This is a genomic window from Mycobacterium sp. E3298 (assembly GCF_001666895.1).
In the GTDB taxonomy this organism is placed as follows: Bacteria; Actinomycetota; Actinomycetes; order Mycobacteriales; family Mycobacteriaceae; genus Mycobacterium.
In genome coordinates this window covers 1-10,840 of sequence record NZ_LZJB01000435.1, presented here as the reverse complement: position 1 = coordinate 10,840, position 10,840 = coordinate 1, and the positions used below count along the sequence as shown (strand labels likewise).

The following is a 10,840-nucleotide window of genomic DNA, read 5'->3' as shown; positions in this document are numbered from 1 at the left end:
GCCGCCGCCCCGGTCGGCGAACGGCCAGTCATGCTTGCCGGGCTGCGCCAGCACCGCGCAGTCGATGCCGTTGGCACGGCCGAGCGCGCACAGCGAATAGGCGGCCGCCGTCTGGTTGCCTGGGTCGGCGGCGGCCTCCCGGCCGGCGAGCCGAATCGCGCCGCTGTCGGTCATCAGCGGGTCATGGCGCCCGGCGGGCGGCCCGTCGGAGGAGATCGCGAACCAGCCGGCCACGTCCCGGTACGGCCCGTGCCGGCCGATCACCGTCGTCGGGTCGAACGCGGCCCAGGCGTCGGCGTTTCCGCCGAAGAGCCGCGCGATGGTCTGGGCCTTGTTTCCGGCGTTCGGGAAGAAGTCGCCGGCGACGTCGACGAACGCACTGAACATGTCGGGGTGCATCACGGTCAGGTCCACGGCGCAGGTCCCGCCCATCGACCAGCCGGCGACGCCCCAGTTCGACCGGTCCCGACTGACGCCGAATTTGGAAACCAGGTACGGCACAACGTCTTTGGTCAGGTGGTCGGCCGCGTTGCCGCGGACGCCGTTGACGCACTCGGTGTCGTTGTTGAAGGCCCCGCCGGAGTCGACGAACACCAACACCGGGGCCTTGCCGTTGTGCGCGGCCGCGAAGTCGTCGATCGTCTTGACCGCGTTGCCCGCCCGGGTCCAGTCCGCCGGGGTGTTGAACTGGCCCCCGATCATCATGACCGTCGGCAGCGCCGGCGGCGGGCTGCTGGTGAACCATTCGGGCGGCAGGTAAACCAACTCACCCCGGTGCTTGAAATGCGAACCGTCGGAGGGGATCACCACCGGAACCACGCTGCCGTGCGGCGGCCGCGTCCGCTTGGCCACCATCGCGGTGACGGTGGCCGGGTCGGTCTGGTCGGGCAGCGGGCCGGAGGTGAGCTGGTTCCACGCCGCCTGCACGGTGGGGAAGTAGCCGACCCAGAGGTTGAGCACCAGGGCGGCGCACAGCGCGCACAGGGGTATGGCCAGCAGCCCGGCGCCGCGCCGCCAGCCGCGGGCGCTGCGCCATCCCAGGATCAGCACGGCGACCGCCGTGCCGGTCAGCGTGATCCAGAGCCACAGCGCGGCCGGCGCGGGCTCGTCGGACAGGCCGCGGTCGACGATGTACCAGTGCGTCAGGTAGGCGACGGCAGCGCCGGCCGAGGCGGCCGCCGGCAGCCACACCGTCCGCCAGCGGCGCGATCGCCAGCCGACGGCCAGCGCCAGCACCACGGCGGCCACCGCCTGGGTGGTGATGGGCACCCAGCCGTGCATCAGGGACGTGTGACTACTTGCCAGCAACTGCGTCGTGGCGTTGGTCGTCGACGCTGTCACGGCATTCATTGTGATCGATTGTTAACCGGCCTGGAACATATTCACCGAATGTTCGCCGTCGGCCACCCACGTGTCGTGGGCCGGGTCAGTGCGGCTTGGCCAGCGGGAATGGCAGCGTCTCGCGGATGCTGCGGCCGGTTATGAGCATGACGAGCCGATCGATGCCCATGCCGAGCCCGCCGGTGGGCGGCATCGCGTACTCCATGGCCTGCAGGAAGTCCTCGTCGAGCTCCATCGCCTCGGGGTCGCCGCCGGCGGCCAGCAGCGACTGTTCCTGCAGGCGGCGGCGCTGCTCGACCGGATCGGTGAGCTCGCTGTAGGCGGTCCCCAGCTCGACCCCCCACGCCACCAGGTCCCACCGCTCGGCGACGCCGCGCCGGCTGCGGTGCGGCCGGGTCAGCGGCGACACGGACGTCGGGAAGTCGATGTAGAAGGTCGGTCCCTCGGTGCGGTCCTCGACCAGATGCTCGTAGAGCTCCAGCACCACGGCGCCGGCGTCCCACTGCGCGCGGTACGGGATCCGGGCGGCGTCGGAAAGCTTGCGCAGCACGGGCAGGGGCGTGTCGGGATCGATGTGCTCCCCGAGCGCCTCGGACACCGCATCGTGCACCGTCTTGACCGGCCAGTCCCCGGAGATGTCGACGGGATGCAGCCCGCCGTCGGCGCCGTCACCCCGGGGCCGCAGAACGGTCTGCTCACCGTGGGCTGCCTGCGCGGCGTTCTGGATGAGCTCGCGGCAGCCGTCGATCCAGACGGTGTAGTCGGCGTGCGCCTGGTACGCCTCCAGCAGCGTGAACTCCGGGTTGTGGCTGAAATCGACGCCCTCGTTGCGGAAGGCCCGGCCCAGCTCGAAAACCCGCTCCACGCCGCCGACGCACAGCCGCTTGAGGTAGAGCTCCGGCGCGATGCGCAGGAACAGGTCCATGTCGTAGGTGTTGATGTGGGTGACGAACGGCCGGGCGGTGGCCCCGCCGTGGATCTGCTGCAGGATCGGCGTCTCGACCTCGATGAAACCCTTGGCGAACAACGTCTCCCGGACGGAGCGCAGCACGCTGCTGCGGGCCGTGATCAGCTCGCGGGATTCGGGATTGACCGCCAGGTCCACGTAGCGCGTCCGCACCCGCGCCTCCGGGTCGGTCAGCCCGTTCCACTTGTTCGGCAGCGGCCGCAGGCACTTCCCGATCATCCGCCAGTCGCGCACGATCAGGGAACGGGTGCCGTTCTTGGAGAAGCCCATGTGCCCGGTCATCTCGACCAGGTCGCCGAGATCGATCGCCGCGGTGAAATCCGCGGTGCGGCCCCGCTCCAGGCGCGAATTGTCCAGCAGCATTTGCAATTCGCCCGACCAGTCCCGCAGCTGGGCGAACAGCACGCCGCCGTAGTCGCGAATCCGCAAGATCCGGCCCGACACCGAGACGGTCTGCTGGTCGTCCGCGTCCAGCGCCCGCGAGACCGTGTGGCTGGGCGGGGAGCCGACCGGGTAGGCGTCAATGCCCTTGCGCCGCAGGATCTTCAGCTTGGCCAGCCGGACCCGGACCTGCTCGGGCAGGCGGGCCCTCGACTCTTCCAGTTCCACGGCGTCGCGTCGCTGCTGCAGCTCGCTCACGTCGGGCGCCGATCCGTCGTGATGCAACAGGCCCGATTCCGCCAGCCGGGCGGGCACCGCGGGGTGATGGCCGGTGTGCACCCTGTCGCGTCGGGTGAAGGGCAGCACGAGGAAGCCCTCCGCGATCACCGAGGCGACGCCCACCCGGGGGATCAGGCGCGCGTCCTCGTAGCAGGCGTAGCGCGGCACCCATTCGGGTTGGTACTTCATGTTCGAGCGGTACAGCGTCTCCAGCTGCCACCACCGCGAGAAGAACAGCAGCAGCCCCCGCCACAATCGCGCGACCGGGCCCGCGCCGAGCTGGGCGCCCTGCTCGAACGCCGAGCGGAACATCGCGAAGTTCAGCGAAATCCGGCTGATGCCAAGGGTTTCGGCGGTCAAGGCGAGCTCGCTGACCATGAGCTCGATGGTGCCGTTGGGCGATTGCGGGGAACGCCGCATCAGGTCCAGGGAGACGCCCGTGGTCCCCCACGGGACCAGCGACAGCATCGCCACGACGGCGCCGTCCCGGTCCAGCGCCTCGACCAGCAGGCAATCCCCGTCCGCGGGATCGCCGAGCCGGCCCAGCGCCATGGAGAAGCCGCGCTCGGTCTGGGTGTCACGCCAGGCGTCGGCGCGGGTGATGGTCTCGGACATCTCCTCGGCCGCGATGTCCCGGTGCCGCCGGATGCGCACGGTCAGCCCGGCCCGGCGGGCCCGGGTCACGGCTTGGCGCACCCCGCGCATGTCGGGACCCGACAGCCGGAAGTCGGCGGTCCGCAGGATCGCCTCGTCGCCCAACTCGAGCGCGTTCAGCCCGGCTTCCCGGTACACGCGCGCCCCCTGCGTGCTGGCGCCCATCACGCCCGGCGCCCAGCCGTAGGTCTGGCACAGCCCCAGCCAGGCGTCGATGGCCTGCGGCCAGGCCCGGGGCTCGCCGATCGGGTCGCCGCTGGCCAGGCACACGCCGACCTCGACGCGGTAGGTGATCGCGGCGCGGCCGCTGGGCGCGAACACCACCGACTTGTCGCGGCGGGTCGCGAAGTAGCCCAGCGAGTCGTTCTTGCCGTACAGCTCGAGCAGCCCGCGGATGGCCGACTCGTCCTCGCCCGTCAGCGCGTTCTCGGCCCGCTGGGACTGAAACAGCACGATGGTCGCCATGATCAGCGCCAGCGCGCCGAACAGACCGAAGATGGCGTTGAGGAACACGTGCGGCTTGCCGGTGAACAGGTCCGGATCGGCCAAGGCGAAGCCGACCACCCGGTTGGCGACGTAGCCCAGGCGGTCCTGGCGGGCCAGCGTTCCCGGCCACAACTCGACCAGACCCCAGGACACCAGGATGCCGATCACGTCGCCGGCGACGAGCACGGCGGCGGCCTTGACCAGCGCGCCCTTCCTGACCTTGGCCCAGAATTCCCGGTAGGCCAGCACCAGCAGCACGATCGCGACGATGTGCACCGCGAACCCGAGGTTCTCCCCGAAGGTCTCGGCGGCGGTGTTGTCGCCCGCGGCGATGTCGGCGGCGTTCAGCGCGGCGGCAAGGATCATCTGGCCCAGCAACACCAGCCAGGCGATCCGTTTCCGCGCGGTCAGGGCCGCGGCCAGCAACGCCAGCACGAACGACCACGCGATGCTGGTGTCGGGGAAGTTGAACAGGTAGTCGTTGATGAACTCGCGGGGGACCTTGATCAGCCAGCGGAGCGCCGGCGACACGCTGGCCAGCAACGAGACGGTGGCGATGACGCCCACGATCCACCCGGCCGCCGCCGGTACCCAGCGATACCGGGAATGCGACCGGCCGCGGGCCCCCGAACGGCGCCCCGAACGAGATGAAGCGAGTGTCACAGACCGCGAGGATATGCCCTCAATCCGTGAAAAGCTTGGCGAAGCGCTAAGAGTGGCTAGCAATAGTTCGTCCGGTTGCGCAGCGGCGCCGGACGGGGCCGGGGGCGAAGTGCAAAATGCCGCCCCGTGGCTGCTAAACTGGCGATCGCGACCATCCCGGCGAAGGCCAGGAAACAGTAAGTGGAGTCCCACTCCCACCGCGAGCCACGAGATTTCTTCAAGGCTTGGCGGTCCGGTCACAGGCATCGCGCATGTCTGTTCCGCGAGCGACGCGGGCGGCTTGATCATTGGCAAGCCTCGATCGGTCGGCATTGGGCCCTGCTATTGCAGGGCTTTTCTGCTGGTGGTGTGGTGTTTCCGCCGCTGGCTCCCGACCCAGACCCGGCCGTGGATCGCAGCATATCTACAAGCCCAACAAGGGAGGCCCCATCAGCACTGAGACCCGCGTCAACGAGCGCATCCGCGTACCTGAAGTCAGATTGATCGGCCCCGGGGGAGAGCAGGTAGGCATAGTGCGCATCGAAGACGCACTGCGCGTCGCTGCGGACGCCGATCTCGACCTTGTCGAAGTCGCCCCCAATGCCAGACCCCCGGTCTGCAAGATCATGGACTACGGCAAGTTCAAATACGAGGCGGCGCAAAAGGCGCGCGAATCCCGCCGGAACCAGCAGCAGACCGTCGTCAAAGAGCAGAAGCTGCGACCCAAGATCGACGATCACGATTACGAGACCAAAAAGGGTCACGTGATCCGCTTTCTGGAGGCGGGTTCGAAGGTGAAGGTCACCATCATGTTCCGCGGACGTGAGCAGTCGCGGCCCGAACTGGGCTACCGCCTGCTGCAGCGGCTGGGCGCGGACGTCGCCGAATACGGCTTCGTCGAGACGTCCGCCAAGCAGGACGGCCGCAACATGACGATGGTGCTGGCCCCGCACCGCGGCGCGAAAACCCGCGCCAGGGCGCGGCACCCCGAAGGACCCGGGGAGGGCGCGGCATCGGACGCCGATGCGGGCGCCGACACCAACCCTTCACCCAACTGACCCGGCACGAAACGAAGAATCAGAGGAAACATGCCCAAGGCCAAGACCCACAGCGGGGCTTCGAAGCGGTTCCGGCGCACCGGAACCGGCAAGATCCTGCGCGAGAAAGCCAATCGTCGGCACCTGTTCGAGCACAAGCCGTCCACCCGGACGCGTCGCCTGGAAGGCCGCACCGCCGTGTCGGCCAACGACACCAAGCGGGTCAACAAGCTGCTGAACGGCTGACCGACAAGAAGCCGAGCGCCGGCGCCGCTGCCGGCACCCGACCATTTACTTAGAGAGTAGGAACACCCATGGCACGCGTGAAGCGGGCGGTCAACGCCCAAAAGAAGAGGCGCAGCATTCTGAAGGCCTCGAAGGGCTATCGCGGCCAGCGCTCGCGGCTCTACCGCAAAGCCAAAGAGCAGCAACTGCATTCGTTGAACTACGCCTACCGCGACCGCCGCGCGCGCAAGGGCGAGTTCCGGAAACTGTGGATCTCGCGGATCAATGCGGCGGCGCGCGCCAACGACATCACCTACAACCGGCTGATCCAGGGTTTGAAGGCCGCCGGGGTGGAGGTGGACCGCAAGAACCTCGCCGACATCGCGATCACCGACCCCGCGGCGTTCACTGCGCTGGTCGACGTCGCCCGGGCCGCGCTGCCCGCGGACGTGAACGCCCCGTCGGATTCCGGAGAGGCCGCCTAGCCCCTGCTGACCGAACGTTCGGCCCGCGTCGCCGCGGCGGTCAAACTGCATCGGCACGTCGGCCGGCGGCGGGCGGGCCGATTCCTGGCCGAGGGCCCCAACCTGGTCGAGGCCGCGGCCGCCCGCGGTCTGGTCCGCGACGTCTTCGTCACCGAAGCCGCCGCGCAACGGTATGCGGGTTTACTTGCGGCGCAAGGTGATTCGGTCCAGCTGGTCACCGAGCGGGCGGCAAAGGCGCTGTCGGACACCGTCACCCCCACCGGGCTGGTGGCGGTATGCGAGATGCCGTCGACCCGGCTGGCCGACGTGCTGGCCGGCCCGCCCCGGCTGGTCGCGGTCGCCGTCGGGATCGGCGAGCCCGGCAACGCCGGCACGGTCATCCGCATCGCCGACGCCATGGGGGCCGACGCCGTGATCCTCGGCGGGCACAGCGTGGACCCGTACAACGGCAAGTGCCTGCGCGCCTCGACCGGCAGCATCTTCTCGATCCCGGTCGTCGCCGAGCCCGACGCCCCCGCGGCGCTGGGCGCCCTGCGCGAGGCGGGGTTGCAGGTGCTGGCCACCACGGTCGACGGCGAGACGCGGCTGGACGAGGCGGCCGATCTGCTCGGCAGGCCGACGGCGTGGCTGCTCGGGCCCGAATCCCACGGCCTGCCAAGCGAAATCGCGGCGGCGGCCGACCACCGCATGCGCATCCCGATGGCCGGCGGGGCCGAGAGCCTGAACGTGGCCTCCGCCGCGGCGATCTGCCTCTACCAGAGCGCGCAGGCGCTGGGCGTGTTCAGGCGGCCCTGACGCGTCCCCGGGCGGGCCGCAGACCCGCCAGCGACAGCGTCCCGTGCACCAGCGAACCGGCGCGTTCCATCAGCGCCTTGGCCGGGTCGAGGGGCGAGCGAAGAGCCGGGCGGGAATGGGGAGGGAAGTAGTGCATCGGCAGCCCGCGACGGTCGCGGGGCGGCGCCATGAACGTCGGCGCCTCCACCAAGGGCGCGTCGGTGGGCAGCCGGCCCTCGGCCCGGCGGTAGGCGGCCAGCGCGCGCGGGTGCAGCCGGATCTCGTCGGGGACCGCCAGGAAGGCCAGCTCGACGAGCTTGCCGAACAGGCGCAGCAGCACCTCGTCGCCCGGTGTCCAGCGCATCCCCGCCTTCTCGCGCACCGCCGGCTCGAACAGGCCCGCCGCGATCCAGCGCTGGCCGGCGACCAGCGGCTTGAACATCTGGTCCCAGATCGGCGTGGGCATCAGCACGAATTTCGGTTTGGGGATCCGGATTTGGAAGATGTCCAGCGTCGCCTGGTTGATCTCGAGTTCGTCGCGGCAGACCCGTTCCCAGTACTCGCAGAATTCCTCCCAGGAGCCGGGCACCGGGCGCATGCTCATCCCATACATCCGGTACCACCGCACGTGCTCGTCGAACAGCTGCCTTTTCTCGGCCTCCGTAAGGCCGCCGCAGAAGTATTCGGCCACCTTGATCACCAGCATGAAGAAGGTCGCGTGCGCCCAGTAGAACGTTTCCGGGTTCAGGGCGTGATACCGGCGGCCGGAGGCGTCGACGCCCTTGATGGTGTGGTGGTAGCTCTTGATCTGCCGCCCGGTCGCCGCCGCGCGGTCACCGTCGTAGACGACGCCCATGATCGGGTACACCGAGCGGGCCACCCGCTGCAGGGGCTCGCGGAGCAGGATCGAATGCTGCTCGACGCCCGCGCCCAGCTCGGGATACATGTTCTGGATGGCGCCGATCCACACGCCCATCATTCCTGTGCGGAGATCGCCGAAGTACTTCCAGGTGAGGGAATCCGGTCCCAGCGGATCGTCGGATGTCGTTGGAATGGCAGTCATCTCGGCCTCCTGCGCTCACGATAACTTTGACAACGTGCGTTGTCTACGATTTCGGCCGCGCGTGCCCGCGGGTGTTATCGACCGTCGACAGCGGCGTGCCGCCGTCGTGACCAGCGGCTGCGTTGCGAGCTGCGCCACACCCGCGCGACCCTTCATTGCCCGCCTCCCGCGCGAGGAAATAACCTGGCCAGGTGGAACTCGCGCGTCGCGATTCGGATTCGGGCGGGCCCGAGGAATTGACGGCGCCCGATCCGCCGCGGCGCTCTTCGGTCCCGGTGCACAACGCGACGCAGTGGTTGCACAACCGCAACCGCAGCCCCGGCGCGGTCGCCTTCATCCGCCGGGCCCGACGACTGCTGCCCGGCGATCCCGAGTTCGGTGACCCGCTCTCAACGGCCGGCGACGGTGGGCCCCGCGCCGCGGCGCGCGCCGCCGACCGGTTGCTGGGGGATCGCGACGCGGTGTCGCGCGAGGTCGGCCTCGGGCTGCTGCAGGTATGGCAGGCGCTGACCGAGTCGGTGTCCCGGCGGCCGGCCAACCCGGAGGTCACCCTGGTGTTCACCGACCTGGTCGGCTTCTCGTCCTGGTCGTTGCAGGCGGGTGACGACGCGGCGCTCACCCTGCTGCGGCAGGTGGCTCGGGCCGTCGAGCCGCCGCTGCTGGACGCCGGTGGCCACATCGTCAAACGGATGGGCGACGGGCTGATGGCGGTGTTCGGCGATCCGACGGTCGCGGTGCGGGCGGTGCTGGCGGCCAAAGAGGCGTTGAAGTCCGTCGAGGTGGCCGGCTACACGCCGCGGATGCGGGTCGGGATCCACACCGGCCGGCCCCAGCGGATGGCGGCGGACTGGCTCGGGGTCGACGTCAACATCGCCGCGCGGGTGATGGAACGGGCCACCAAGGGCGGGGTGATGGTGTCAGGTTCGACACTCGACCTGATCGCCCAGAGCGAACTGGACGCGATGGGTGTCGTCGCCAAACGTGCACGTAAACCGGTTTTCGCCCCGAAGACGACCGGAGTCCCGGCGGATTTATCGATATATCGTTTGCGGACTCATAGGGAGTTGACAGCGTCCGATCACACTTCAGAAACAAATTAGCCGACATACTGGATGCAATGTTTGGGGGCATCCTTGCCCGGCTCGCCCGGGTCCAGTTCACGGTGGGGTACGTGGCGGCGCTGCTTGCCGTCAGCGGCGCCATCGTGGCGCTCGGCCCGCACGCGCACGACGTGCTGGTCGAGCGGGCCAGCACCAACCTGCACAACCTGGCCCACGGCCACGTGGGCACGCTGCTGGGCAGCGCGCTGGTGGTCGACGCCGGTCCGCTCTACTTCTGGCTGCCCTTCCTCACCTGCCTGCTCGCGCTCGGCGAGCTGCACCTGCGCACCATCCGGCTGGTGGTCGCGTTCCTGATCGGACACATCGGCGCGACGCTGCTGGTGGCCGCGGCCCTGGCGGCGGCGGTCGAGTTCGAGTGGATGCCGGTCTCGATCACCCGGGCCAGCGATGTCGGGATGAGCTACGGCGCCTTGGCCGTGCTCGGCGCGATGACTGCGGTGATCCCCCAGCGCTGGCGCCCCGCCTGGGTCGGCTGGTGGGTGTCGGCCGGCATCGCGTCGGCGATCATCGGCGGCGATTTCACCGACGCCGGTCACACCGTCGCCGTGGTCCTGGGCGTGCTGGTGTCCGCCCGCTTCCGCCAGCCCATCCATTGGACGCCGGTGCGCATGCTGATGCTGGCCGCCTCGTCGGGCTTCGGCTTCCTGCTGCTGGCCCACCACTGGGGGACCATGGCCGGAGCGCCCGCGTTCGGCCTCCTGGGCGCCCTGGCGGCCCACAAGCTCGTGCAGTTCGCCACCGCGCGCGGCGGGGCCGTGGACGACGAGGCGCTGCGCAGCCCGCAGCCGGTCACCGCGGGCTAGGCGGCCCGCCGGTCATCCCCGCAAAGCACGCGCCAAGCGGCGTGCTCAGATCACTTATGATCGGCACTTGCCGCTGGGCAACTTTCTCCCAGCCCCTCATCAGCAAGGAGAGTGTCGCCGCGTGGGTGCTCAGCCCGTCGACCTGTCACCGGACGCCTTGGCCAAGGCGGTCGAAGCCGCCCGGGAGGCGATCGCGCGCGCCGGCGATCTCGAGGCGCTGGCACGCGTCAAGACCGAGCACCTCGGCGACCGCTCGCCGCTGGCGCTGGCCCGGCAGGCGCTCGGCGGCGTCCCCAAGGACGAGCGCGCCGACGCCGGCAAGCGGGTCAACTCCGCGCGGACCGAGACCCAGCGCAGCTACGACGAACGGCTGGCGGTGTTGCGCGCCGAGCGCGATGCGGCGGTGCTGGCCGCCGAGGGCATCGACGTCACGCTGCCGTCGACCCGGCAACCGGTCGGCGCCCGGCACCCGATCACCCAGCTGGCCGAGCACATCGCCGACACCTTCGTCGCGATGGGCTGGGAATTGGCCGAGGGTCCCGAAGTCGAGACGGAACAATTCAACTTCGACGCCCTGAACTT

The 10,840-nt window shown here is 69.8% G+C and carries 9 protein-coding genes and 1 pseudogene; 7 read left to right on the top strand and 3 right to left on the bottom strand.

The features are described from left to right. The coding region (locus A9X05_RS20640; RefSeq protein WP_197499150.1) for an alpha/beta hydrolase family protein at positions 1-1,350 on the bottom strand (1,350 nt) is incomplete at its 3' end. Positions 1,351-1,426: 76 nt separating this feature from the next. Beyond that, on the bottom strand, positions 1,427-4,771 hold the full coding sequence (gene lysX, locus A9X05_RS20635; RefSeq protein ID WP_082971027.1) for a bifunctional lysylphosphatidylglycerol synthetase/lysine--tRNA ligase LysX: 3,345 nt from the start codon (positions 4,769-4,771) through the stop codon (positions 1,427-1,429). Between the two features lie 428 nt (positions 4,772-5,199). On the opposite strand from lysX, the gene infC reads away from it, so the two are divergent. The 4 genes from infC (at position 5,200) to A9X05_RS20615 (ending at position 7,292) form a co-directional block, all read left to right on the top strand. Then, positions 5,200-5,808: a translation initiation factor IF-3 gene (gene infC / locus A9X05_RS20630; protein ID WP_082950068.1), complete on the top strand. Its 609-nt coding sequence runs from the start codon at positions 5,200-5,202 to the stop codon at positions 5,806-5,808. A 30-nt stretch (positions 5,809-5,838) separates the two neighbouring features. After that, positions 5,839-6,033, top strand: coding sequence for a 50S ribosomal protein L35 (gene rpmI / locus A9X05_RS20625; RefSeq protein WP_067754855.1), 195 nt, complete (start codon positions 5,839-5,841; stop codon positions 6,031-6,033). Positions 6,034-6,101: 68 nt separating this feature from the next. After that, on the top strand, positions 6,102-6,497 hold the full coding sequence (rplT, locus tag A9X05_RS20620) for a 50S ribosomal protein L20 (RefSeq protein WP_067783827.1): 396 nt from the start codon (positions 6,102-6,104) through the stop codon (positions 6,495-6,497). Between the two features lie 3 nt (positions 6,498-6,500). Next, positions 6,501-7,292 (top strand): RNA methyltransferase, encoded by a 792-nt coding sequence (locus A9X05_RS20615; protein ID WP_067754857.1) that lies wholly within the window; start codon positions 6,501-6,503, stop codon positions 7,290-7,292. Here A9X05_RS20615 and A9X05_RS20610 read toward each other — a convergent pair. Next, entirely contained in the window at positions 7,279-8,334 is a 1,056-nt protein-coding gene (locus tag A9X05_RS20610; protein WP_067754860.1) for an oxygenase MpaB family protein, read from the bottom strand. The two genes, A9X05_RS20615 and A9X05_RS20610, sit on opposite strands and share 14 nt — an antisense overlap. 191 nt (positions 8,335-8,525) lie before the next feature. Between A9X05_RS20610 and A9X05_RS20605 the strand changes: the two genes are divergently transcribed. The 3 genes and pseudogenes from A9X05_RS20605 to A9X05_RS20595 form a co-directional block, all read left to right on the top strand. Then, complete coding sequence (locus A9X05_RS20605; protein ID WP_067754863.1) at positions 8,526-9,434, top strand: adenylate/guanylate cyclase domain-containing protein; 909 nt, start codon at positions 8,526-8,528, stop codon at positions 9,432-9,434. A 17-nt stretch (positions 9,435-9,451) separates the two neighbouring features. Next, positions 9,452-10,258: a rhomboid-like protein gene (locus tag A9X05_RS20600; RefSeq protein ID WP_067783825.1), complete on the top strand. Its 807-nt coding sequence runs from the start codon at positions 9,452-9,454 to the stop codon at positions 10,256-10,258. Between the two features lie 121 nt (positions 10,259-10,379). Then, a pseudogene (locus A9X05_RS20595) lies at positions 10,380-10,840 on the top strand (phenylalanine--tRNA ligase subunit alpha); the annotation flags it as partial.

Bases quoted from the DNA above. Each gene is read 5' to 3' on its own strand.
- rpmI (WP_067754855.1), top strand. From the start codon at position 5,839: ATGCCCAAGGCCAAGACCCACAGCGGGGCTTCGAAGCGGTTCCGGCGC.
- rplT (WP_067783827.1), top strand. From the start codon at position 6,102: ATGGCACGCGTGAAGCGGGCGGTCAACGCCCAAAAGAAGAGGCGCAGC.
- A9X05_RS20610 (WP_067754860.1), bottom strand. From the start codon at position 8,334: ATGACTGCCATTCCAACGACATCCGACGATCCGCTGGGACCGGATTCC.
- A9X05_RS20600 (WP_067783825.1), top strand. From the start codon at position 9,452: ATGTTTGGGGGCATCCTTGCCCGGCTCGCCCGGGTCCAGTTCACGGTG.